16 protein-coding genes are annotated in these 24395 nt (G+C 55.8%); 3 read left to right on the top strand and 13 right to left on the bottom strand.

From position 1 onward, the window contains the following. Positions 1 to 5 precede the first annotated feature (5 nt). Positions 6 to 2384, bottom strand: a complete 2379-nt coding sequence (locus K0H63_RS05320) for a PilZ domain-containing protein (RefSeq protein ID WP_220067040.1) — start codon at positions 2382 to 2384, stop codon at positions 6 to 8. 104 nt (positions 2385 to 2488) lie between these two features. On the opposite strand from K0H63_RS05320, the gene radA reads away from it, so the two are divergent. Next, positions 2489 to 3853: a DNA repair protein RadA gene (radA, locus tag K0H63_RS05325; RefSeq protein ID WP_220067041.1), complete on the top strand. Its 1365-nt coding sequence runs from the start codon at positions 2489 to 2491 to the stop codon at positions 3851 to 3853. Positions 3854 to 3885: 32 nt separating this feature from the next. Here the strand turns inward: radA and K0H63_RS05330 are convergent, their stop codons facing one another. Then, on the bottom strand, positions 3886 to 4257 hold the full coding sequence (locus K0H63_RS05330; RefSeq protein ID WP_220067042.1) for a PilZ domain-containing protein: 372 nt from the start codon (positions 4255 to 4257) through the stop codon (positions 3886 to 3888). A 204-nt stretch (positions 4258 to 4461) separates the two neighbouring features. Here K0H63_RS05330 and torR point away from each other — a divergent pair, with 204 nt between their 5' ends. Next, positions 4462 to 5172, top strand: coding sequence for a two-component system response regulator TorR (gene torR / locus K0H63_RS05335; RefSeq protein WP_220067043.1), 711 nt, complete (start codon positions 4462 to 4464; stop codon positions 5170 to 5172). Here torR and torT read toward each other — a convergent pair. Then, complete coding sequence (gene torT / locus K0H63_RS05340; RefSeq protein WP_220067044.1) at positions 5162 to 6199, bottom strand: TMAO reductase system periplasmic protein TorT; 1038 nt, start codon at positions 6197 to 6199, stop codon at positions 5162 to 5164. The genes torR and torT overlap by 11 nt on opposite strands. Positions 6200 to 6254: 55 nt before the next feature. Between torT and torS the strand changes: the two genes are divergently transcribed. Continuing rightward, positions 6255 to 9191 carry a TMAO reductase system sensor histidine kinase/response regulator TorS gene (torS, locus tag K0H63_RS05345; protein WP_220067045.1) on the top strand — a complete coding sequence of 979 codons (2937 nt, stop codon included), beginning with the start codon at positions 6255 to 6257 and terminating at the stop codon, positions 9189 to 9191. A 90-nt stretch (positions 9192 to 9281) separates the two neighbouring features. Here the strand turns inward: torS and torD are convergent, their stop codons facing one another. The 10 genes from torD to K0H63_RS05395 all read right to left on the bottom strand — a co-directional run bounded on the left by torD (position 9282) and on the right by K0H63_RS05395 (position 24336). Continuing rightward, complete coding sequence (torD, locus tag K0H63_RS05350) at positions 9282 to 9965, bottom strand: molecular chaperone TorD (RefSeq protein WP_220067046.1); 684 nt, start codon at positions 9963 to 9965, stop codon at positions 9282 to 9284. 41 nt (positions 9966 to 10006) lie between these two features. Beyond that, positions 10007 to 12493, bottom strand: coding sequence for a trimethylamine-N-oxide reductase TorA (gene torA, locus K0H63_RS05355; RefSeq protein WP_220067047.1), 2487 nt, complete (start codon positions 12491 to 12493; stop codon positions 10007 to 10009). Positions 12494 to 12507: 14 nt separating this feature from the next. Next, positions 12508 to 13683 (bottom strand): pentaheme c-type cytochrome TorC, encoded by a 1176-nt coding sequence (torC, locus tag K0H63_RS05360; protein WP_220067048.1) that lies wholly within the window; start codon positions 13681 to 13683, stop codon positions 12508 to 12510. Positions 13684 to 13701: 18 nt separating this feature from the next. Next, on the bottom strand, positions 13702 to 13866 hold the full coding sequence (locus K0H63_RS05365; RefSeq protein WP_220067049.1) for a periplasmic nitrate reductase, NapE protein: 165 nt from the start codon (positions 13864 to 13866) through the stop codon (positions 13702 to 13704). Between the two features lie 111 nt (positions 13867 to 13977). Further along, positions 13978 to 14400: a CBS domain-containing protein gene (locus K0H63_RS05370; protein ID WP_220067050.1), complete on the bottom strand. Its 423-nt coding sequence runs from the start codon at positions 14398 to 14400 to the stop codon at positions 13978 to 13980. A 36-nt stretch (positions 14401 to 14436) separates the two neighbouring features. Continuing rightward, on the bottom strand, positions 14437 to 16197 hold the full coding sequence (gene olsF / locus K0H63_RS05375) for a bifunctional ornithine lipid synthase OlsF (RefSeq protein WP_220067051.1): 1761 nt from the start codon (positions 16195 to 16197) through the stop codon (positions 14437 to 14439). Between the two features lie 13 nt (positions 16198 to 16210). Continuing rightward, entirely contained in the window at positions 16211 to 17059 is an 849-nt protein-coding gene (locus K0H63_RS05380; RefSeq protein ID WP_220067052.1) for a UDP-2,3-diacylglucosamine diphosphatase, read from the bottom strand. Positions 17060 to 17159: 100 nt separating this feature from the next. After that, positions 17160 to 20912 (bottom strand): sensor histidine kinase, encoded by a 3753-nt coding sequence (locus tag K0H63_RS05385; protein WP_220067053.1) that lies wholly within the window; start codon positions 20910 to 20912, stop codon positions 17160 to 17162. A gap of 130 nt (positions 20913 to 21042) precedes the next feature. Further along, positions 21043 to 22401, bottom strand: coding sequence for a YjiH family protein (locus tag K0H63_RS05390; RefSeq protein ID WP_011759110.1), 1359 nt, complete (start codon positions 22399 to 22401; stop codon positions 21043 to 21045). A gap of 381 nt (positions 22402 to 22782) precedes the next feature. Further along, positions 22783 to 24336: a methyl-accepting chemotaxis protein gene (locus K0H63_RS05395; RefSeq protein ID WP_220067054.1), complete on the bottom strand. Its 1554-nt coding sequence runs from the start codon at positions 24334 to 24336 to the stop codon at positions 22783 to 22785. Positions 24337 to 24395: the final 59 nt, after the last annotated feature.

The raw sequence follows: 24395 nt of genomic DNA on the forward strand, positions 1-24395 counted from the left end.
GCTTTTTACTGGGCCAGCGCCGGGAAACGAAGCACAACTTCGTCCGTGACATCCAGTAACTCTCCCACGCCAACGATGCGCCACAACTGTTCTTCAAGTTGCTTGGCCTTGTGCTGCGCGTGTATATGTATGTATTCGAGTTCCCGGCGAATGCAGCTGTTGTCTGGTTTACCTGTGGCGCCGCGGTAAAGACGGATAGCCATAAACTTACCCACCTGATTACTCTGGTTGATAAAGTTCAGTTGTGTGTCGACTGACCCCAGCTCTTCGGAAGGTACAAACTTCAGCAGTATGCCGCCTCTGGATTGCCGCATCACCTGCACAAACAGCTCTACGTAGCTCATTTCATCGTTGGGGCGCAGGTTTCGTATGGGGTCCAGGACCGCCTGTTTCAGTATGCCATTTCCAAGCAGTGGTGACAGATTATAATGCTGAGGCTCGCTGCTCAGCGCAGCAAACATGTCGGTTATGTCATGGCCCTGCACGCTGGTGCCGAGGAAGCTGACAACCTGCGTCTTGGCGGTTTTTTCGATAAAGAAAGGCACGCCGTAAAGCTTGCGCATCACCAGGTTTTTCAGGCCGTCCGACAGCTCTTTAATGTCACTGTTGTTTTCGCTGAGCTGGGTAAGCTTCTCCCGATTATGGACAATCAGCTTGTTGAGAAATTCGACCCCGGGATGTACTTCATGGCCAATGATAGCTGCAAGGTGCAGTACCATGCCGTCCTTGCGGGATTTCACCAGGCGATAGGGCAGGTCAACCAAGCGGCTTTTACCGGCAATGGCCTGCAGCTTTGGCAGTGAGAGGGTCACGGGTTTGCCTTCTTCAAAGGCACTGGCATTATCCAACACCACCTGTAGCCCACGACTGGAAATGTCGTTGCTCAGTCCCTGTACCTTCAAACCACCCTGGTGAATTTCTGCCAGGGTTTTAAAGGCAAACCTGGCCTCCCTGCGCCGCTCACTGAATTCCAGTGATACCTGTTTAATGCTGCTTTGAACCGTTTTCTTCTGGCCATAGACTTTAAGCGCGTTGGCGTTGGCATTGTTGTACCAGCCTTTATATTGCGACTTCGCGGGGTCATGGGTCAGGTCCATCAGCTGCAGTACGTGGCTGAAGCTGGCGAGCTGTTGCTCGGTCAGGGCGGAATAGTTTTCCGGGTCTCCGGGGATCACCGAACTTTTGTATCGCTTGCCGTGATCTATGGTATCCAGGGTTAACTTAAACACCCGCCAACTGGGTTTGCCCGCACCGAAGCCAAAAAAGAGCTCCCGCTCTTTACGGTGTTTAAGCTCAGCCAGGGTCGCTGAATAGAAAAACAGTTTGCCGTTGGCGTTATGGGTGAAGCAAAAAAAGGTGCGGTGTTCGGCGTCATCGGCATTGCGAAGGGCCATGGCAAGCCTGCCGGGGGTCAACATGCCTTCCAATTGGCTGATGTCGTTCTCATCCTGGAAGTAATGCAAAATTGCCTGATTATCAGGGCTTAACAGTAGATGGCTCAACCTGGGCTTATCGCCCCTGTTGTCCAGAAACAGCGGCAAGTGTGGCAAATGAGGCAGGTAATGGCGCTCAAACCCGAGACCTGTGGCCGTGACCAGCACGTCGTTGATATCGACCTTATAGCGAAACTTATAACCACGAATGAGATTGGCGAGCATCTCCGACAGCCCTTCCGAGCCGCCAAGGCGCTTGAGTCGCATCCAGGTAAATTCGCCATTGCCTTCGGCACTGACTATCTGATATTCCACCCCGTGCTGCAGATCCTCGTAATAAAACTCCTGGCTCAGTTCAACCAGTTTTACCTTCAAGGGGATATCGAGGGAAAACGGGTGTCTCGATGGCAATCGTATGCGGGCACCGCCCACCGACAGGTCAGCCGTGATCCCGGGGATTTCACCTCGCCCCGGCTGCGATACCAGAATTTTCATGCTGTAATTCATCCGCTCTTCGGTGCGGCTGAAATAGTTGCCGAGTACTATACCGGGCACAGTAAAAGGCTGAGATTCTGCAGGGGAAACGGCTGACGGATTTTCCTGGGATTTTTGCCGGCGCTTACGATGGGCATTCATCACCTCTTCATACACGCCCAGAGTGTATTTACCCTGATACAGGGCCAGAGTCTGCTGGAAAATCTGTTTGGCAGGCTCGTCGAGGAAATGGGTTTGACGCCCTGCACGCAATTCTTCGCAGGGGAGTTCAGACTTGTCACGCAAATCAATCAGACGGGTGCACTCTGAGCCGAGGCGATTTAATTCCATCTTCAGCAAAAAGCGGGTCGAGTTGGACTCTCCCGCAGTCAATTGCTCGAACACCTGCGGGAAGTTGGGTTCCAACATCAGGGGTTTGAGCTGTTCTATCAGTGCTGAATGTTCGGTCAGGCTCATGGGTCTTTGTCTTTTTGCCGTGCCATCGGAGAGAGGAATTGCTAGTCTATTATCGGCAGCTTTTCTGGGTTCTATACTCAATTTTATACAGAATTTAGGCAGTTATGGCAAAAAATAAAACCGCGTACGTATGCAATGAGTGTGGTCAGGACTTTCCCCGCTGGCAGGGGCAGTGCAGCGCCTGTCTGGAATGGAATTCCATTACCGAAGTGCGACTGGGCGCCGCCACTACGACCCGCAGCAGCCGTTTCAGCGGATATGCAGGCGCCGGGGCATCTGAGGTTAAAACCCTCGACCAAATCGATTTGAATGAGCTGCCCCGAATCCCGAGCTCCTTTACCGAATTTGACCGGGTTCTGGGCGGCGGCATAGTGCCCGGCAGCGCCATCCTGATTGGTGGCCATCCGGGGGCGGGTAAGAGCACGCTGTTATTGCAGACCCTGTGTCAGCTGGCGGAAGTCATGCCGGCGCTCTATGTTACCGGCGAAGAGTCGCTGCAGCAGGTGGCCATGCGGGCCCATCGCCTGGGGCTGCCGACCTCCAAATTAAAGATGCTCTCAGAAACCAGTGTCGAAACCCTCTGTGACATCGCCCTTAAAGAACAGCCAAAGCTGATAGTGGTGGACTCCATTCAGGTGATGCACATGAGTGATGTGCAGTCCTCCCCGGGCAGTGTGGCACAGGTGCGTGAATCAGCTTCATTCCTTACCCGGTTTGCCAAGCAAAACGGTATCGCCGTTATCATGGTCGGCCACGTCACCAAAGACGGCAGTCTCGCCGGCCCCAAGGTGCTTGAGCACTGTATCGACTGCTCTGTGATGTTTGAAGGTGACTCCGACAGCCGCTACCGCACCCTGCGATCCCATAAAAACCGCTTTGGCGCCATCAACGAGCTTGGGGTATTCGCCATGACTGAGCGGGGCCTTAAAGAAGTGGCTAACCCATCGGCAATTTTCCTCTCCCGCGGAGAAGAGGCTTCCAGTGGCTCTCTGGTCATGGTGGTGTGGGAAGGCACACGGCCACTGCTGGTGGAACTGCAGGTGCTGGTGGACAACTCGGCGCTCTCCAATCCGCGGCGGGTGGCGGTGGGGATGGATGCCAACCGTCTGGCCATGTTATTGGCGGTCATGCATCGCCATGGCGGCTTGCAGATGTCGGATCAGGACGTGTTTGTGAACGTGGTTGGCGGTGTGAAGGTGACTGAAACCAGTGCCGATCTGACCTTGCTGCTGGCCATGGTGTCCAGTTTCCGTGGAGAAGTCTTGCCTCGGGATCTGGTGGCCTTTGGTGAAGTGGGGCTCTCGGGCGAAATTCGGCCCGTGCCCAACGGCCAGGAACGATTGGTGGAAGCGGCCAAACACGGCTTTAAACGGGCGATAGTGCCCAAAGCCAATATGCCGAAAAAGCCGCCCGAGGGCATGGAAGTGATAGGCGTATCAAAGCTCGCTGAAGCCTTGGCAGCCCTTTAAACCGAAGTGCAAATCATATGAAAAAGGGGACATCAGTCCCCTTTTTCATGGCTCTCGATAAAGTGTTCCAACTCTCGGTTGAGCAGGGATGCATCCCCCAGATTCAGCTCCACCATGCGCCTTAGGTGGCTGATACTCTCCACATCGATATGTTCGCATTTAAGCCCAATCATCCCGGGTTTTCGATGGGCGATAAGGGTTTGCATCTGCACTTCCACATCTGACTCAGGGAGCGAGAATGCCAGTGAAAGACTGTTACCCGGAGGGGAGAAATCATCGGGTGACACGACCAGAGCACCATTGAGACTCAAGTCCAGAATGCGGGTTTTCCAGACCTGGGAATCGGTAAACAGCCGGGCCTCGGTATCAAACAGAATTCGGGAGAACTTACGCCTCTCGTCCATGGTGTGTCCTTTTGGCTGGCCGCTGAAACTTGTTTAAGCATAAAACATGCGGTACTTGCTGTAAAAGTGCAAGCCCACTTTTACGTATGATATCCGTTATTTCAGCATTGGGGTTGCAAGCGGGATCTCAGTTCTTTCGCCCTGAATGTGAAATATGAAAAATTATGAATATACTGGTGCCATTCAAGTTTCCGGAGATACCCCATGGCCTACACAGTTTTGGTCGTCGATGATGAGGCGGTTATTCGCACCCGCCTCAAAGGCTATTTCAGCAAGGAAGGTTATCGGGTGCTGGAGGCCGCCGATGGCGATGACATGTGGCAGCAACTGGCGCTGGCCCATGTGGATTTGATTATGCTGGATATCAATCTGCCGGGAACCGACGGTCTGTCGCTGACCCGTGAGCTGAGAAGTCGCTCTGAGGTGGGCATCATTCTGGTGAGTGGCCGGGATGAAACCGTCGATAGAATCGTGGGCCTTGAAATGGGCGCCGATGACTATGTCACCAAGCCCTTTGAGCTGAGAGAATTGTTGGTGCGGGTGAAAAATCTGCTGTGGCGTATTTCCCTGGTCACCAAGGCAAAACAGCAGGCCGTGGCCGCCATGGATGAGGGCGACGACAGAATCGAGTTCGACGATTATGTGCTTGAGCTTGGCAGTCGCAAGTTGTCCCGGGGAGACGAAGTTATCAAGCTCACCAAGGCGGAATTCGAGCTGCTGGTGGCCTTTGCGCTGCACCCACGGCAGGTGTTGTCGCGGGAGCGTTTAATGCAGCAAACCAGCCATCGCAGCGAGGATGCCAACGACCGCACCATAGATGTGATTATCCGCCGCCTGCGTGGCAAGCTGACCCCAGAGCTGTTTGTGACTGTTCACGGTGAAGGCTATCTCTTTGCTGCCAGCGTCAGGGATTAAAGCGGTAAACCGGATAGAACTCGGCTGGGGGCAATGAATCCGTCAGCGCTGCTGCATCGCTGTTGTCGACGGTTCTGACCACAATCGCCGGCCCTATATCGCCAAAGGCAGATTCGCCCTGCAATTGCCTAACCGCCAATTCCACCGCCACCATGCCCTGCAATACCACCTTGTCGTCACAGGCCGCAACGATTTTGCTGCGCTGCAGCGCGCGGGCAATGGCCGGAGAGAAATAACTAGCTCCCAGCACTATGGGATAGGATGGCGGGGATTGGCCGAACTGATTGACCGCTACTTCAATGGCCACGGCGCTGCCCACAATGGCGTCGGGACGGCTCGATTCCAGCAGTTGCTGCAGTTGTTCCCGCTGCAGATGGCGGTTGTTGTCGGCGTGGCGAATGGCGCCGATACTGAGCTTGCTGCCACTGATACTCTGCCCAATGCCCTGCTCAACCAGGTCGGTTCCGCCCACAGACTCGGGGCCGGCGAGCAGCGCCAGACTGGCCTCTGATGTGAACTGGCTTTTGATGGCATTGCCGATAAGGCTGCCCATTTGATACCAGTTCACGCCGATATGAGTGCCCACCCGGGGATCATCCAGCTTGTTCACCAGCGCCAGCACCGGTTTATTCAGTTCGCCGGGCAAGCCTTTGAGCAAATGAGGGGTAACGGCGCCCAGCAGCACGGCATCAAACTCGCCCCGTAAACAATGCGCCAACTGGGTCTGCTGGCGGTCGTGATTGGGATAGCCTCCGGCTTCGAACATCTCAAAGCTGACACCGAGTTTCTTGGCCTGAGTCGCGAGGCCATAGTTAATGCCAATCCAATAGGCATCCTTTAAGTGGGGCACCAGCACACACAGCTTCCAGGGCGATTGGGCGCGGTCAAGGGGCGTTAGCATCAGCGCCTTGCTTTGCTGTTCGATGGCGTTGAAGGGCGTGCGCTGCTCTAGTGGCCATGGGGTGGCCTTGGCGGGCGAAATTCCCAGCGCTATCAAGAGTAAAAGGATCCTGGGGCTTATGTTCACGGCAAGAGTTCCGTAAGATGATCACAGCCGAAGTGTACCAGCTATAGGTGAGCCTGTGACCCCTCCTTCATTGTCCTTCTCCAGTCTGTCCGGACGCCTCATTCTGGCCTTCGTGCTGCTGGCCGCCTTGTTGCTGTTACTGGTGAGTTTAGGCTCGGTGAGCCTGCAATGGGTAAAACAGGCCGACCATATGCTCTACGAGCGCTCGTTACCTGCATCAGATGCGGCGAGGGAGTTGGCACAGTCTGCCGCGGCGCTCACCGAAAACACCCAGCTGCTGGCCAGAGTCAGCGAAGAAAATCAGCGGGAGTTAATTGGCCGCAAGCTGTCCATTGAGACCAGCAATCTGCTGGGCGCCGCCGAGACGCTTAAAAGCCTTGGGGTAGATACCGCCGTGGACGCCCCCAGTACCCTGGGGCGTGACTCGGGTGAAATTGTGTCGGCCCTTGCCGAGCTTGGCAACAGGGTCGGGCGAAAGCTTGAGCTGCACGACACCCTGACCCTGCAGGCCAAGACCCTCGCCCTTGCCAGCGCCCATGCCCGTGAGCTGGTACAGGCAGAGCTTGCGGTAGTGGATGCCGCCATTCTGGCGAAACTCAGTCAGGCGTACCCGCAGCAGGCCGGTCAGGGCCGCAGCGCCCGCTTACTGGATGACATCATAGAGACGGAACTCGACATTCAAAGCCAGTTGCAGCGCGCTTTATCGCTCATTAACCGCATAGCTCTGGTGGCCGAGCTTGCCGATGAGGGCACAGACTCGGGCCTGCCCCTTGGCGATATTCTGGGGGAGGGGACAAGCGATGGTGCAGTAGAAAACAGCCTCTGGCCGCTTAAGCGGGTCAGTCAGCTGGTGCGCGACCCTGTACGTCAGGCGTCGCTCGAAGAAGAAACCCGGCGTTTGCTGGAGGTGGGTGAGATGCTGAAACTCAGAGCCGAGTTTCTGACCGCCAGCCGCTCGGTTAACTCATTGCAACAGCTGCTGCAGGATAAGCTGTTTGGTCTCAGTCAGCGCCTCGATAGGGCGCTGCAAACCCAGAGTGCCAAAGCGCTGGAGGCCCGCAAAGACTATCTGCGTCAGCTGTCCTGGGCGGGCATTGGGCTGTGGGGAACCGGCCTTGCCATGTTGCTGCTTATTCTGCTGGTGTCGTACCGGGTGATTTACAAAGGCATAGCAGTGCGCCTCGGGGAAGCCACTGCCGCCATGCACAGTTTGGCGCGGGGCAATACCGATATCAGTCTCGACCCCCACGGCGACGATGAGCTGACCGCCATGGCAGAAGCCATAGAGGCCTTTAAAACCAAAACCATTCGTAATCAGGAACTGGCGGGCGAACTGCGGGAAAGTGCCCGTGAGCTTGCCAGCCATAAGGCGGCGCTGGAAGTGAAGGTGATAGAGCGCACCGCCGAGCTTGCCAGTGCCCGGGAGGCGGCGGAGAGTGCTAGTCAGGCCAAGAGCCGCTTCCTTGCCACCATGAGCCATGAAATTCGCACGCCGCTTAATGGGTTAATGGGCACTCTGGAGCTGCTCGATAAGGATAAAAGCCTTACCGAGCCACAGCATCAGTTACTGGGGCTGTCGCGTTACAGCGCGGTGCTGCTGCAGACCCTATTATCAGACATTCTCGATTTCTCGCGGCTTGAAAAAGGTGAGCTTAAGGCTCAGCCCTCGCCTGTGGATTTACCCCGGCTGCTGGATGAGGTGATGAGTGTGATGCTGGCCGGTGCCAGCCTTGCCGGGCTCAGGCTCGAGTTGTTGGCGCCCGATGTGCCGCAATACGTGAGCCTCGATGGCCCAAAACTCAGGCAGGTGCTGTTAAACCTGCTTGGCAATGCCATTAAGTTTACTCAGCGTGGAACTGTTGTGTTACGGGTGAGCACCGAGGGGCAAAGGCTTCATTTCAGTGTGACCGACACAGGTGTGGGGATGGATGATGCGACCCGGCAACGGCTTTTTATCCCCTATGAAACCGGTGATGTGCAGGGCAGGGTCCGAGGTACCGGCCTTGGACTTGCCATCAGCCGTGAACTGGTATGGCTGATGTCCGCAGCGGACCAGGAGCCTGGCAGCAGCAATGAGGGTGGTATTCGGGTTGAAAGTGAGCTGGGCGTTGGCAGTCGCTTCAGTTTCAGTTTGCCGTTGGTTCACAGTGCAGCCCCGGCCGAGGCGGTGGTTCAGTCCTTTGAGGCGGCATCGCCCAGGCGGGTGCTGCTGGTGGAAGACAATCAGGTGAATGCGCTGGTGGCCCGAGGTTATCTCACCACCCTTGGCCACGAGGCATGCTGGGCGTGGGATTTGGCCGAGGCGCGGCGACTGCTTGCATCGGAGCGTTTCGATGCCCTGATGCTGGATATGCAACTTCCCGATGGTAATGGTCAGAGCCTGTTACCATCGCTGCCAGAGGGCATTTGGGTCGCGGCTTTTACCGCTCAGGTTGATATTGATGCGGTGGCAGGCTATCAGCAGGCGGGCATAGAGACAGTGCTTGCCAAGCCGCTTAATCTGGCGGCGCTGGGCAATTGGCTGGGGGATGCCTCACAGACGCAAGCGTCACTGACACAAGTGAAGCAGACACAAGTGAAGCAGATGCAAGCGCCACCTGTCAGCGGGGCGCAAGCCTTGACCACTGGCTCTGAGGCGTTGAGCTGCGATTTGCTAAACACCGAGCAGCTTAAGCTCGATTTGGATATTCTCGGCCGCGAGACCCTGGATGAAATGGCGCAGCAGTTTCACTCATCAAGTGAAGAGCAGTTTGCGGCCTTTGAACGGGGCGTGGCTTTGCATGAGTGTCAAACACGCCTGCATGCGCTAAAAGGCGCCAGTGCCAGCATGGGTTTGGAGGCGCTGGCACTGGCGACGGCTGATCAGGAAAAGGCGCTCCAGCGCAGCGAGATAACGGAAAGTGAGTGGCAAGAAAATCGCCTGCCAGAACTCAGGGAGCTTTGGCAGGCGTCGTTGCAGGCGTTGGTCGATTGGCTCAACGCCATCAATTGATTAAGCTCAGTGATCAGCGACTGGCTCAGTGATCAGCGACTGACTCAATGGTCAGCGGCAGACCACCGCGACTGAACAGGGATATGCGGTTCAGCCCCGCAAAATCTCAGCATCGAGCTTTGCCCAGGCGAGGGTAAAGTCGCCAAGGGCACCGTAGAGCGGGCTTACAAGCTTAAGCTTGCCAAGTCTTGCATTAAACTCTGGCAGCCAGCTTAAAATGGCACTTTCAAGAAACGCCCGCTGGCTTTCAGCACTTGCCTGCTCACAAAGGTGCGCCATTAAGGCAAGGATCACCGCCAGGTGGTCGCTTGGCTCACGAAAATCATCCGCAAGCCCAAGACCTGCCGAGCGCAGATAATCACTCATCAGCTGATGCTTCTCGCCGTAGAGGCTGCGCTCGGTTTTAGCCTGGGCAGCTTTATCATGACCATCCGTCTCATTCTCCGCTTTTTCGCCAGCATTACCAAGATACAGGCTTGCGTAGGGCGCGGCGCAGTGCTCGGCATTTTGCAAAAAGGCGCTGCAGAAATCCGCGGCAAGCTCGAGACGGGCATTGTTGTCCTGAGCCTGGCTGGCTTCAATCAGGGCGTTCTGGATTTGCGCGGCGGCCGCCTCAAGCTCGGCTTCCCCGGCAAATGCCTGCCAAAGGTCAGCGCCGGCAAGTTCAGTGATGCGCTCAGCACTTAACTCTTTGGCAAAGAGTGAGCTTAGAAGCTGCCACACAGAGGCACGCACGGCATTCATTTCATTAGCAGCCATATCGTGCGCGGCCATGCCGTCATCTGTTTCTACAAGCGAAGAGTGAGACGTTTTCATTACAGTGTTACCTCCACAGGGCCTGTGAACGAACTGACTTCGGGCAGTTTGCCTTCAAACTTCTCAAAGTCCACCAGACAGGTGTAGGCCGCACAGGCCTGCGCCAGTTTGGAAGTGCCAATGTCCATGGTCAGGGTGTTTGGGTCACCGTAGGAGCACAGGGCGCCGATTTCGCTGCCGCCTTCTTTGCTGCCATCCTTGCCCACCGGGCCGTACCAGGCGCCTTCGTGGATGCGGATAACGCCTTTGGGGAAGCGCTTGGAAATCACCGCACCGGCGAGCAGCTGGCCGCGGTCATTGAATACCCGCACTATATCACCGTCTTGTACGCCACGGGCCCTGGCATCCTCGGGGCTGATGTACACCGGCTCGCGGCTCTTGACTGTGTAAGTGGCGCGGTACGCTTCGCTTTCGCACATTTGTGAGTGCAGGCGCTGATCCGGGTGACAGGATTGCAGCCAAAGCGGATGCTTGTCGCTGCCGGGGCCACCATGGCTGCGCTCCTTTTTCTCCATCCACATGGGGTGGCCGGGGCAGTCATCGTAGTTAAAGGCGGCAATCTTGCGGCTGAAAATCTCAATCAGGCCCGATGGCGTGCCCAGCGGGTTGATTTCCGGGTCGGCGCGGAAATCCGCATGACGGGTCCACTCTTCACCTTCACCAAAGTGCACATAGCCTTCTTTCCAGAAAGTCGCGAAATCCGGCATAGGGTAGTTGGCTTTGTTGGCCTCACGACAGTCGTTGTACAGGTGCTCAATCCACTGCATTTCGTTCATGCCGCGGGTGTATTCCTGCTCGCGGCCGAGGATGGCGGCGAAGCGGGTGAATATTTCAAAGTCGGACAGACTGTCGAACAGCGGCTCCACCATCTTGTGCATCGCCAGAATCCCGCGGTTGGCGTAGCTGCCGTAGACGTCGATATCGTTGCGCTCCAGCGTGGTGCAGGCGGGCAGCACTATATCACTGAAGCGGGCGGTGGCGGTCCAGTTAACATCTATGGTGACCACGGCTTCCAGTTTCTGGAACGCCTGCTTCATGCGGTTTCTATCCTGGTGGTGGTTCCAGGGGTTGTTGCCCGAGAACACCATCATCTTGATATGGGGGTAAGTTACCCGGCTGCCGTTGGCGTCGATGGTTTTGCCAGGCTCAAGGATGGCATCCACCCAGCGCGCCACCGGAATGGTGCTGCTGGCGCCTTTGAAGTCGTTGCTGTCAAACAGCGGCTTTTTGCCTTCATCGAGGTTACGGGGGAAGGCGCCGGGGGCTGCCGCCGAGGTGGCAGGCACGCCGATGCTGGAGTAGTGGTGACCATAGCTGATGCCGCCGCCGGGCAGACCAATTTGGCCAATCATGGTGGCCAGCACCGCCGCCATCCAGTAAGGCTGCTCACCGTGCTGCTGGCGCTGGATACACCAGCCCATCATGATTTGGGTGCGGTCTTTCACCATCACCCTGGCGAGGTCGCGAATGGTTGCCGCGCTCACGCCGCAAATAGCTTCGGCCCACTCAGGCGTCTTGGGGGTGTTGTCGGTTTTGCCAAGCAGGTAAGGCAAAAAGTCCTCAAAGCCCAGGCTGTAGCTCTTAACAAATTCGGCGTCGTACAGCTTTTGCTGATACAGCTCGTAAGCGATGGCGAGCATCATGGCCACGTCGGTCTGGGGGTTGATATACAGCCGCTCGCAGCCAAGGTAGGCCTGAGTCTTGGTTTCAACAGGGTCGATGCTGATGACCCGAATTTCCCCCTTGGCGACTTTTTCTTTCAGCTCAGCCAGATAGCCGAAGGATTCATGGGTCTCGGCGTTCCAGCCCACCTGCAGGTTTTTCACCGGATCGTTTGACCACAAAATCAGGGTCTTGGTGTTTTTAAGAATAAGTGGCCAGGAGGTACCCTGGGCATACACCTCGGTGGAGCCCAGCACATAAGGCAGAATGGTTTGGCCTGCGCCGGTGGAGTAGTCGCCTACCTTTTTGACGAAGTTACCGTGCATGCTCACAGCACGCTGCATATGGCTGGTGGACGAGTGCAGCTGGCCGGTGGCGCGCCAGCCGGTTTGGCCGGCATGCAGGCCGCTTGGGCCGTATTTGGTCTGGATTTCATCCAGCGACTCTTTAAAGAGCTGCAGCGCTTCATCCCAGGTCACCCGCACAAAGCGGAAGTCGCCCCGCTCGGCGGTATTGCTCTTGTGGCCGTTCTTGTAAAAGTCGAGCCTGACCATGGGGTAGCGAATACGGGATGGGTTGTACACCAAGCCCTTGATACCCTTAATCATATCCGTTGGATACTTATCGAGCTCGAAGGGTTTGACCTCGGCAATCACGCCGTTTTTACGGCGAATTTTAAAGGCGCCGAAGTGACTGCCGGTGGTGAGCCACTCGTCACGGCCGCGGGGCGCGGCCAGTGCGTTCAATGGGCTCAGCAGGCTGCTGCCGCCAATGGCCATACAGGAGGCTGACATCAGGCCTTTCAAAAAATCACGTCTTTTCATCTGACTGTCTCCCCTTAGTGGGCATCTTTGTTAAAGGTGGCTGAGTGTTCCTGCAGGTACTTCTGTACCAGTGCCTGGGTGTCCTGATCCATGTTGACGAAGGCCAACATGCCCTGGAACATGCCCGGCCAGGTGTTGGCATCGAAGTGCGCTTCGTCTGGCTGGGTGTGGCACACGCTGCAGCTGCTGCTGTAGGTGGTTTTGGCGTAGCTCCACAGCGGGGCAATGTCGCCAAGCAGGTAGTCGGCGTCGGTCCAGATGTCGGCTTCAACCCGCTCCCACATCAGGCCCGTCATGGGGTCCTGTTTTTCTTCAAATGTGCGGATAAGGTCTGGCGTTTTGGCGGCATCCAGCGACAGCTGAGCCGAGAGGATATTCACCCCAAAGTCGAAGTAAATCACCCGGCCTGCGCCCACGCGCTTGCGCCAGCCTTCGATGGCCACTTTTACGCGCTTGCCGCTGGTTTCCAGCACCTTGACCCTGGTGGCCACGTTCAGGGTGCCCGCTTCTTCGGCGGTGGTGGCATCCAGATACAAAGGCTTGGTCAGGGCGCTGAAGTAGCTTTCGCCCACACTTGGGGTGACGCCACTGCCCACTTCGGCAATCAGCTCAGGGGCGCGGGCGGTGCCCATATCTGGCAGCTTGTGGGCGATACCTTTGTGGCAATCGATACAGGACTGGTCTATTTCGGCGGCGCGTTTCATCTGCTTTTGCGCCAGCGGTGACATGGTGTCCCACTTCATCGACTTGTAGTTGTGACAGTTTTTACAGGCAAGGCTGTTGTCTCTATCGAAACGTTTCCACTCACGGCTCGCCATCTCAAGACGCTTGGCCTCAAACTTTTCGTCGGTACTCACGGTCTGGAACAGCCAGCCCCACACATCGTGGGACGCTTCCATCTTGCGGGCGATTTTACGGCTCCAGTCGTGGGGCACGTGGCAGTCGGGGCAGGTGGCACGCACGCCGGAGTGATTTGACCAATGCACAGTTTGTTGCAGCTCCTGATACGGCTTGCTTTCCATGCTGTGGCAGCTGATACAAAACTCTTCGGTATTGGTGGCTTCCAGTGCGGTGTTAAAGCCGCCCCAGAACACGATACCCATGATAAAGGCGCTGATGGCAATAAAGCCCAGACTCAGGCTGAGTGCGGGCTTACCGAGGGTTTGCCGGATAGAAGAGAACCATTTCATATGCAATATCCTCGAAAATCAGTGGGGCGCAACGCCGGTGACGGCCTGGTAAATCCAGAGCGCCAAACCGTAGAGGCTGATGAAGGTGACGGTAAGTGCCGGAAAAAGCAGAAAAACAATAAAGCCTAAGCCGTTAAGCTCCCGGCTTCTGCTCTCCTTGGGGGATTGAGTGGGGTGTGACATGGACGCATCTCCGTTTCTTTGATGCGTCCACTATAAAAAAAGGTTGTGAATGGCCTTGCGGGCGGGCGTGAATGGCTTTTGATAAATTATGTAAAAATATGAACAGAATGCTCAGGGGCGGTGACCAAGGTGGCTGTAGGCCCTGAGCAAATCCCTCCAGGTGATGATGCCGACGAGCTTGCCGTCTTCCAGCACCGGCAGCGAACCAATGCCGAACTCCAGCATCAGTAAACTGGCGTCATCCAATGATTTATGGGGGGCTATGGTCACAGGATCGCGGGTCATGACCTGATGCACCCGCTTTTGCAGGGTTTCCTGATCGCGGGTGGTTTCGCCAATAGCGCCGAGATGGGGGCTGATGGCCCGCAGCAGATCCCGCTCCGACAGCATGCCGCTCAGGCTGCCATCTTCATCCACCACAGGCAGGTGATGAAAACTCGCCTGATCAAAGATTTCCTTTGCCAGCACCAGACGGTCGTCCATTTCGATGGTCACCAGGCGGGTGATCATAATATCGGCAATCAAGAGTTCCATAACCTACCCCAGAGAAATCCTGTTTCTCTAGGTATATCAGACTCCTTCGTCCTCTGCGAGCACTGGCTGGGCATTTTCTGGCCTGTGTACGCCCAAATATCGCTCGCGTTTTTTATCTTTCAGGCGGGTCAGATCCACTGTCACCAGCCCATCGACACAGTGACCAAAGTCCGGGTCAACACCGAATGCGGCAAAGGAAACGCCGCCCTCATGGCAGAGTTCTGTGTACTGTTTGTAGAGGGTGGGCACGGCTACGCCCATGCCAGACAGCGTATGCTTCAGGCGTTTAAAGGCATCCTCCATGGGCAGTCCCTCATACAGCTCGTCAAGCTCGCGCCGACGCTCATCAGACAGTCTGAATGCCTGTTTTGGGGTTGCCAGTTGGGTGTTGGCACCGTAATAACGGCCATAAAAATCCACCAACATTTCTCTGGCTGCCAGGGGTAACTGGCCACTGATGGACACCGGGCCGAACAAATAGCGATATTGCGGGTTGCGGGCGAGGAAGGCGCCGATACCAAACCAGAGGTAGTCCAGACTGCGTTTGCCCCAGTACCTTGGCTGCACGAAACTGCGGCCCAGCTCCAACCCCTCGGCAAAGCAGGGGGCAAAGGCATCCGTGTAATCAAACAGGCTTTGGCTATAGAGGCTGTTGACGCCCAGCTCTTGATGCAGCTTGCCGGCACTGGCAAAACGGTACGCGCCCACCACTTCCAGCGCCTCTTTGTCCCACAGCACCAGATGCAGGTAGTGGCTGTCGAAGGCATCTATGTCACGGCGCTTGCCTGTACCTTCGCCCACAGCCCTGAAGGCCTGCTCCCGCAAACGGCCAATCTCGCGCATGATGGGGTTTGAACCCTGATGCTGGTACAGGTAAATGGCTTTTCCATCCTGGGTGGTCCCCAAATGCTCGCAGGCGCCAAGCGCCGCTTTTAACTCGGCGCGGCACTCGGGGCGGGCAATGGGACTTTGGGTTTTGAACAGCGGCGGACGGTTTTTACCGATGCGATACAGGTGGTTTTTCAGCAGGGTGACTTTGGTTTTGAGGTCAAAGTCCTTTGCCTTGAGCGCGTCCAGGGCGATGAGTTCACCAATGCGGATGGGCATGGTGCGCTGTTTTTGGCGGAACATTTCTTTCACCAGCAGCAGGGTGGAAAGGGGTTTGTAAATCATGGAGGTGCCGTAGAAAGTGGCCGAGTTGCGGGCATCGGCAAACATGGGAAGCAGCGGCGCATCACAGGCCTGGGCGATTTTCAAAAATCCGCTTTGCCACTGGGTGTCCCTGACACCATTGGGGCGCAGTCGGGAGACTTCGCCAGCGGGGAAGATAAGCAGGGCGCCATCGTTTTGCAGGTGGCGATGAATAGCTTCCAGATGCTGTTTGGGGGTGCCGCCGCCCATGTTGCGCACTGGCAACAGTATGGGATGGAGGGGCTCGATGGCCATCAGGATTTCGTTGGCCACCACCTTGATGTCGGGGCGAATTTCACCAACGAGCTTTATCATCGCCAGCGCGTCCAGTGAGCCGATGGGGTGATTGGCAAAAATCACCACCCGGCCTTTGGCCGGAATATTATCCAGGTCGCTGTCGGGCACGGTAAAGCTGAAGTTGAGGGTTTCCAGCACGGCACCGGCAAAATCGACACCCTGCATAAAGGCAAATTCGGCGGCAATGCGGTTGCATTCTTCTTCGTGGAGTAAAAAACGGAGGGCCGCCGACACAGGGCGTTTCAACCAGCGGCTTGCCGAGATACCGGGCAGGCGGGTGTCTATCAGATTATCTACGGTAAAAATCATATCTGGTCCTGTTTCAGGCAACCCTTACGCGGGCCTTGCTTGTGTTGTTGAGCAGCACTTCCTGCTCCAGCTCCAGCCGGTGTTCGGCGTGGTTCCACCTGAGCAGTTGGAAGTTTCCCTGGGGTGTTTCGGCAATCAGGGTGGTGTTTTCCACCCAGTCACCTGTGTTGGCATAAATCAATGGTCCCTGCTCGATAAGCGCAGGCTGGTGGATATGGCCACACACCAGCATGTCTGCTCCCTGGCGGGCACAGTGCTTGAGGGCGACTTCACGGTACTTGCTGATGGCGGCCTGTGCCTTGCTGACCCTGGCTTTGATGTAACCGGCCAGGGACCAATAGGGGTAACCCAGCAATTTGCGACAGCGGTGCAGTGCCCGGTTGAGCCACAGCAGCAGGTCATAGAGGTTGTCGCCGAGACGGGCGTGGAAACGGCCTATGGCTATCTCGGCATCAAAATCGTCGCCGTGAATAGTCAGTACGTCCAGCCCGGTGCGGCTGTGGTGTCTGTGACTGCGCTCGATGTGAATGCCACGAAAGCTGATGCCATGAAAGCGGCGAAACCACTCGTCATGATTTCCGGGCACGTAGACGATATCTGTGCCTTGCTCAGCCAGTGACAGCAGCAGCTCCAGCAATTGTCTGTGGCTTTCCGGCCAAAAACTGCGGCGTTTGAGGGCCCAAAGATCGACGATATCGCCGGCGAGAATGAGTTTGTCGTAATGGTAGGATGAAAGCAGGCTAAGGAGGGGACCGGCCTGGCAGTCGGGCGTACCCAGGTGTACATCCGAAATCCACAGGCAGCGAAAGTGTCCCAGTGCTCCGCGGCGCTGTGTGGCAGAAGCGGCTTTATTGGTGTCCATATCGGCTCCAAACCCTTGGGATGCTTACAGCCTAAGGAAAGGGTTTGACCGACAAATGACAGCCCTGTGACTTTCTGATGACAGGCTATGTGCTGACAGCTTAGTGAGGGCGGGTCAGCTCCATGCTTTTGGGCAGGCGAATGATGAAATGGGCTCCCTGATTGGGGGCGGTAATCAGTTCGATGCCGCCTTCGAGCACCTGATGAACCAGGTTGTAAACGATATTCATGCCAAGGCCGCTGCCGCCCTTGCCGCGTTTGGTGGTGAAGAAGGGGGTGAAGATATTGTCCTGGATTTCCTGACTCATACCGCAGCCATCATCACGGTAATCCAGCACTATGCCCTCAGGGGTTCGCTTGATGGTAAGCCGCAGGGTACCGCTGCGGCCATCCGGGTAGGCGTGGACAATGGAGTTGTTAAACAAGTTGCTGATAATTTGATAGAAAATGCCGGGATTGCTGTTCACCAACAACTGAGGATCGCACTCGTAGCTGTATTTGTGAGGGGTACGGGATAACAAGGGATTGAGGGACAGAAATATCTCATCCACGTATTGGCTTAAGTCGAACTCCCGCAGCTCTTCATGGGACTGGTCGACCGATACCTTTTTGAAGCTGCTGATGAGTTTGGCCGCCCGCTCCAGATTGGTGAGCATCAGCTTGCAGCAGTCATTCACTTCACTCTGGTACAGCACGAAGTCATCTTCATCCACTTCCCCCTTTTCAAAGGCGGCGGTAAATTCTCTCACCCTGTCCTGCAGGTGGGAAGCCGCAGTAACCGAAATGCCGATGGGGGTGTTTACTTCGTGGGTAATACTGGCCACGAGGCCGCCGAGGGTGGCCATTTTTTCTTTATCCAAGAGTTCGTCACGGGTTTGGCGAAGTTCCTCAAGCAAAGTATTGAGCTCTTCATTTTTGGCCTGCAGTTCCTGAGTTCTCTCGGTAACCCTTTGTTCCAGCCCGGCATTGAGCTGTCGTAGTGCCTCTTCGGCTTCCTTGAGCCGTTGAATGTTTTTGATGGTGCCCATAATCCGCTCGGGGCGGCCGGTTTGGTCGCGGGAAATGACTTTGCCGTGATTGAGCACCCACAGCCACTGGTCTTCACTTGTTCGGCCACGGTAGCTCACTTCAAATTCATCCAACCCGTGGTAGAGGCACTCATCCATCACAGTTCTGGCGCTGGCGACATCATCGGGATGAATAACCGCCAACAGGGTGTTGGCCAGATTCAGTTCCTGGAGCGGGTAGCTTAAATACGTATTGGAGCGGGTGAGCCGCTGGGCGGCAATCTCCCAATCCCAGAACTCATCGCCACTGCTGGAGAGCGCCTGCTGCAAACGCTGCTCACTGACGGCTATCTTGTCCATGAGTGCCATTTTGGCGCGGTATTTGGACAATTTCATGTACAGCAGTAGCCCCAAAATACCTGTTGCCATAAGTAAATACAGACCATAGGCCCACCAGGTTTGCCATGGCGCGGCTTCGATGGTGATACCCATGGCCGTGATGGGGCTTTGGGCACCGTCGATATTCCTGGCCCTGACTTCAAATTGGTACTGCCCGGGGCTCAGGCCGGTAAAGGTGGCCTGTTGCAGGTTGTTGTCATTAAACCAGTTGTCATCCAGGCCGAGCATGCGGTATTCGTAGCTGAGTTGGTCGGCATCGGTGAGCGCTGCCGATTGATAGCCAAGGGCAAACAGGCTGTCTGTGTGACTGACTCTCAGTGAAGCCGGTTTACCCGTGCCAGCGGGGGATTGGGGCAAGGCGGCCGGTTGGTTCATTAACATCAGGCTCTGAATCGATGGTGCCCTCGGAGGGGCTCGTCTTGGCAGATCCTCCGGGTGTATATGGTTGAAACCGTTAATCCCGCCAAGGTACAGGCTGTTGTCCCGGTCGAGAAAGGCGGCACCAAAGTTGAATTCGTTGTCCTGCAGGCCATCTTCTTTGGTAAAACTGCGTACCTTGCCAGTACGGGTGTCGATAACACTCAAGCCACTGGCGGTACCGGCCCAAAGCCTGTGATGATTATCCAGTATCATCAGATAGACCACATCGCCTATTAACCCCCTGGATTTGTCGATTCTGTCTACGGCCATGGTTTGGGTATCGAGGGAAAATACTCCGTTGTCTGATGCCAGCCATAGCTTGCCATCATCCTCCATATAAATGGAAAACAGATGGTTACTGGGTAAAGCAGGGGTTGAGTCCGTGTTGAAGTGCCGGTATTGGCCTTGGGTATCCAGCATAGCGAGGCCGCCGCCGTAGGTGGCTATCCAAAGCGTGCCATCTTTGCTTTGGGCCATACCTGTCACCTGATCTTCCGGCAGCACATTATTGTTGCTTCTGTCGATGGCGCTGAACTGGCCACTGTTTACGTCCATGCGCGCCACGCCGCCATCCAGGGTGGTTATCCAAAATTGCTGGTCAGCATCGCGAAACAGGCTGTACAGGGTGTTGCTTGGCAGGCTGGCGTTGTTGCCGGGGGCGTGGCGATATTGCCGGAAACTCTGCCGGTCTTTACTGATAATCACCAGACCGAGGCCTCGGGTGCCTATCCACAGCTGGCCGTCGTCATCTTCCCTGATAAAACTGATAAAGGCCTGTGTCAGCTCCGGCAGAGGCAAATCATGGGGAAGAAACCCCAATATTTCGCCTTCGACAGACTCCTTTGCCCTCAGTAGACCCCCGGTTGAGCCCACCCAGAGTTGTCCCTGATTGTCGCGAAAGAAGCTGCGGATGTCGCTGTTTTGCAGATTATCTTTCTCAAAGCTCTGGCCATGGATGTGCCTGAGTTGCCTTGATGGTAACGACAAACGGGCAATTCCGGCACTGCGGGAGCCAATCCACAATTGTTGATCCTCATCCAGCCACAGGCGGGTGAGCGTTTGGTTGCTGAGGCTGCGGTAATCTGCGGGGGAATGTTCGTAGCGCTCAAGCCGCCGGTTGCCAATATCCAGCTCGGCGAGGCCTGCACCTGCGGTTGAAATCCACAGGTGTCCCTGGGTGTCTGTGGTTGAGGGGGCGTTTGCTGTTTCCCCGCTGTGGCGGTGATTACTGTGGCTGTGCTCATCCAGTAAGAGATCGGCAATGGCAACCCGGGTGATGTCTGATGGAAAGAGATTGCTGAAGTCCTCCAGGGAGTCATCCTCCTGACGGTATCGCAGCAGCTCCATTTTTTCTGTGCCAAGCCACAGGTTTCCTGCGGGGTCGGTTGTCATGGCAGAAACCGTTAAGCCTTTAAGCTTATCCGGGCTCCAGGTTTGCCCATCCGGTTTCAGGTGGGAGACACCGCCAGACATGGCAAGCCAAAATCCGCCCCGCCCATCGGCCGTGATACCCAATACGTTACCGCTGCCCGCTATCTTATGGGTCTTGACCACCCGGCCTGCATCCGGAGAAAACTCCAGCACACCCAGTTTATCTGTGGCCAGCCACAACGCGCCCGAAGTATCTTCGCTGATGCCGGTGAAACGGACATTGGGAATACCCGCCTCGGCGCCGAACACCTTGAAGGTATCTGTGAGTGGCTGATAGAGGTTAATCCCCGCGTTTTCGGTCAGTAGCCAGAGTTCCCCCTTGGCGGAGAGATGTAAAAAGGAAATATCGTTTGCCGATGGTCCGCTAGGTGCATCGCTTTGGGTGTAAATTTTAAAGTGTTTACCGTCGTATCTGTTGAGCCCTGCCTGGGTGGCAATCCACAGATATCCCCGGGAGTCTGTGACCAGATCATTGACGGTATTCATGGACAAGCCGTGTTCGGCTTCCAGGGTTTGAAAGGCGGGTTTATAGCCGTATGCACCGGCGCAAAGCAGTGAGCAACACAGGAGAATGAGGGAGGAAAGAATCAGCTTCACTTACAAAACCCTTTGATTAAGTAGTTAAAGTGTAGAAGCTGAAGACAAAGATGCGAGCCTGAAAACAAAGTTGCGAGCCTGAAAACAAAAACCGGCGCCAGGCGCCGGTTTGTTATGCTCAGGTTCGGGCTCAGAATATCAGGTGAGCCACACCGGCGATGACCGGCAGGGTGACCAGAGTACGCAGAACGAAAATCACGAACAGCTCCGGCAGGTTGACCGGAATGCGTGAACCGATCAGCAGGGCGCCCACTTCGCTCATGTAAATCAGCTGAGTCACAGACAGAGCTGCAATCACAAAGCGGGTCATATCCGATTCGATACTGGCTGCCAGAATCGATGGGATAAACATGTCGGCAAAGCCCACCACGATAGTTTTGGAGGCAGCGGTGGCTTCCGGGATTTGCAGCAGTTCAAGCAGCGGAATAAATGGCATGCCGAGGTAATCAAAAATCGGTGTGTATTCGGCAATCATCAGCGCCACAGTTCCGATGGCCATGACCACAGGCAAAATCCCCAGCACCATATCGGCGACGTTTTTCACGCCTTCGGTAAAGGTCTCCTTGACGCCTCCACTGGCGGCTGCCTTGGCGAGTGCCATGTCATAGCCCCAGGAAAACACACTGTGACCGGCGGGAACCACTTCATCATCCGGATGTCTTGGGGTGCCGTCGATGTAGTTGTCTTTTTTCCAGCAAAGCGGTGGCAGCTTGGGCACTACAATGGCGGCCACAATACCGGCCAGACACACGGTCAGGTAGAAGGGCACAAACAGGGCCTCAAGCTTCACCTGGGAGATTACCACCAGAGAAAAGGTAATGGATACCGCCGAGAAGGTGGTGCCAATCACCGCCGCTTCGCGGGCGGTGTAAAAACGGCCTTCGTACTGTTTGCTGGTGAGCAGAATCCCCACGCTGCCATCACCGAGCCAGGAGGCCATACAGTCGATGGCACAGCGGCCTGGCAGGTTGAACACAGGGCGCATAATTTTGGTCAGCAGTGCACCAAAGAGCTCCAGCAGGCCAAAATTCAGCAGCAGTGGCAGCAGCATACCGGCAAAAATAAACACGCTGAGCAGCACGGGCAAAAGGTCGTTGAGTACCAGCCCCCCGGTATTGCCGGATGTAATGGCTTCAGGGCCTACACCGGCAAAGGTCATCAGGATAAAGGCTGCACCCAGCATACGGATGAAAAACCACATCGGGCTGACGTTGAACAGCGCATTCAAAAAACCGTTTTCGGTAATGAATTTGGGCTTTGCCACCTTGGTGATGAGCGACACCAGGGTAGTCAGAACCACCACCGCCGTCACTATGGCCGTCGCCTTATCACTCAGCGCATGTTGCAGGGCTTTTGAAATAATGGCGATGGGGATGGTGATGGCATCCTGATAGCTGACCGGCGTCATAAACAGCAGTAGCCCTATCAGGGAGGGGACGATAAAGGTCAGTATCGTCTTGATGTTGTGATTTTGTTTTTCTGAAGCCACGGTATTGGCACCTTAAGCTGTTGCGAATAAAGCTCTGTTCCCCACATTCCGTGGTCGAGTCGCAGTTTAACTGTTTTGCGGCCGGTGCATGTCCATGCAGGCCGGAATTTGGCGAGGGGCAAGATTACTCTCTAAGACCTGCGCTGTAAAACGATTCGCCGCCGATATTGTTCAAGTTTGAGCTTGAGCATAGTTATTGACGGTGAATGACTGGATATAGCTTACTCTGGAGTATTGGAAACATCACGTACTAAATCGATATTAATCAGCGTGTTGCCAATGTGTTTTTGAAATGTTTAACGCAGGTTTCTTGAAAATGGGCAGGCGTTTGTCGCCTGCCCGTGAACCCTTGGGTGTGCCACTCATTGGATGGCAAATGCCTCAGTGGCCAAAGGTTTGACGAAGGCTGCTGGCCTTATCGGCGCTGGATTGCAGTTCCAGAGTGGCCTTGCCCACCAGACTCATGGCGGCGAGGTTGTCACTGGCGCTTTGGGCAATCTGCTGCAGGTTTTGGTTTATGTCGGCCACCACGGCTTCCTGCTGGGCCGAGGCTACAGCGTTTTGTTCCGCGAAGTCGTGGATTTCGCTTATCTGCACATGAATATCCTGAATGTCATCAACGCTTTGGGCAATGGCATGGGCACAGGCTTCTGCTTCCTGCTGGCTGCGGCCCATCTCTTCGGCCCAGTTCCCCAGCATGGTGAACATCTGCTCGACACTGCGTGAAATGCTCATGGTGGACTGCTGGGTGCGGGACGACAGGGCACGCACTTCATCGGCAACCACGGCAAAACCGCGCCCCTGCTCGCCGGCTCTGGCGGCTTCAATGGCCGCATTCAATGCCAGCAGGTTGGTTTGCTCCGCGATGGCATCGATTTCGGACATGGCGCTGGCGACTTTCTCGGCTTCACGATTAAGCCGTTCGGCATTGCTGGCCGCCTCTGCCACGGCATTGGCAAGGCTTGCAATCCGGACACGTTTTTCAGACATGGCATGGGCATTGTGCTGACACAACTGCTGGGCACCACGAATTTTTTCGGAAGTTTGGCGACTGTTGAGTGCCACTTCGCCTATGGTAGCTGTCATTTCTTCCATGGCGCAGGCCAGTTGCTCCAACTGCCTATGCTGCATATCGAGGCTGGCCTCGGTTTGTCCGCTGGCGACCACCAGGTTTTCGGCGATGCGCTGCAATTGCAGCGCCTGATCCTGACTGCGACCCAGTACGCCCTGCATGCGTGCCTGCTGCAGCAACAGCTGAAAGTCCAGAATCGAGGAGGTGTCATAGCCGCAATAGACGTGGCGGCTGACCGAGTCGAACTCCTGTTGCAACGCCATCAGGCGGGCAGGAATGCGAAACGCCTCATCGTAGAAAATGGCAAGATTAATCCCCATCAAGAGTGCGCCGGCCACCATCACGCCGGGGCCCCACAGCAAGCCGCACATGGCTAAGCCCGTGGTGGCAACCAGGGCGGAAATAATGCGCTTTTGCCCGAGGGAAAGGTGGCGTGGCAGGCCCTTACCCTGCTGCAGACGCTGATAAATACGGGTTGCGCGATTGATCCACTGTGTCTGCGGCATGCGGCGCACCGACTGATAGCCGACGATTTTGCCCGCCTCAAAGATGGGCGACACAAAGGCATCCACCCAATAAAAGCTGCCGTCTTTGGCGCGGTTTTTCACCAGGCCCCGCCAGGACTGTCCGGCTTTGAGCTTACTCCAGAGTTCAGCAAAGGCGTCTGCTGGCATATCCGGGTGGCGCACGATATTGTGGGAGTGCCCCACAAGTTCCTGCTCGGTATAACCGCTGATTTGAATAAAGCGTGGGTTGGCGTAAGTGATGACACCACGCAAATCCGTGGTGGAAATCAGCTCGTCATCCTGTTTGAGGCGAATTTCACGTTGGTTTATGGGGCGATGTTTCGACATATTCGACATAGGTACGGCCGTCGGCTCTGGAGGTTATTATGGTTCGGTAAAAGGCGATCAATGTAGCA

It is taken from the genome of Shewanella zhangzhouensis, assembly GCF_019457615.1.
Classification (GTDB): domain Bacteria; phylum Pseudomonadota; class Gammaproteobacteria; order Enterobacterales; family Shewanellaceae; genus Shewanella; species Shewanella zhangzhouensis.

Bases quoted from the DNA above. Each gene is read 5' to 3' on its own strand.
- K0H63_RS05395 (WP_220067054.1), bottom strand. From the start codon at position 24,336: ATGTCGAATATGTCGAAACATCGCCCCATAAACCAACGTGAAATTCGC.
- olsF (WP_220067051.1), bottom strand. From the start codon at position 16,197: ATGATTTTTACCGTAGATAATCTGATAGACACCCGCCTGCCCGGTATC.
- K0H63_RS05330 (WP_220067042.1), bottom strand. From the start codon at position 4,257: ATGGACGAGAGGCGTAAGTTCTCCCGAATTCTGTTTGATACCGAGGCC.
- torR (WP_220067043.1), top strand. From the start codon at position 4,462: ATGGCCTACACAGTTTTGGTCGTCGATGATGAGGCGGTTATTCGCACC.
- torD (WP_220067046.1), bottom strand. From the start codon at position 9,965: ATGGCCGCGCACGATATGGCTGCTAATGAAATGAATGCCGTGCGTGCC.
- radA (WP_220067041.1), top strand. From the start codon at position 2,489: ATGGCAAAAAATAAAACCGCGTACGTATGCAATGAGTGTGGTCAGGAC.
- K0H63_RS05365 (WP_220067049.1), bottom strand. From the start codon at position 13,866: ATGTCACACCCCACTCAATCCCCCAAGGAGAGCAGAAGCCGGGAGCTT.
- K0H63_RS05370 (WP_220067050.1), bottom strand. From the start codon at position 14,400: ATGGAACTCTTGATTGCCGATATTATGATCACCCGCCTGGTGACCATC.
- K0H63_RS05320 (WP_220067040.1), bottom strand. From the start codon at position 2,384: ATGAGCCTGACCGAACATTCAGCACTGATAGAACAGCTCAAACCCCTG.
- torA (WP_220067047.1), bottom strand. From the start codon at position 12,493: ATGAAAAGACGTGATTTTTTGAAAGGCCTGATGTCAGCCTCCTGTATG.
- K0H63_RS05380 (WP_220067052.1), bottom strand. From the start codon at position 17,059: ATGGACACCAATAAAGCCGCTTCTGCCACACAGCGCCGCGGAGCACTG.
- torC (WP_220067048.1), bottom strand. From the start codon at position 13,683: ATGAAATGGTTCTCTTCTATCCGGCAAACCCTCGGTAAGCCCGCACTC.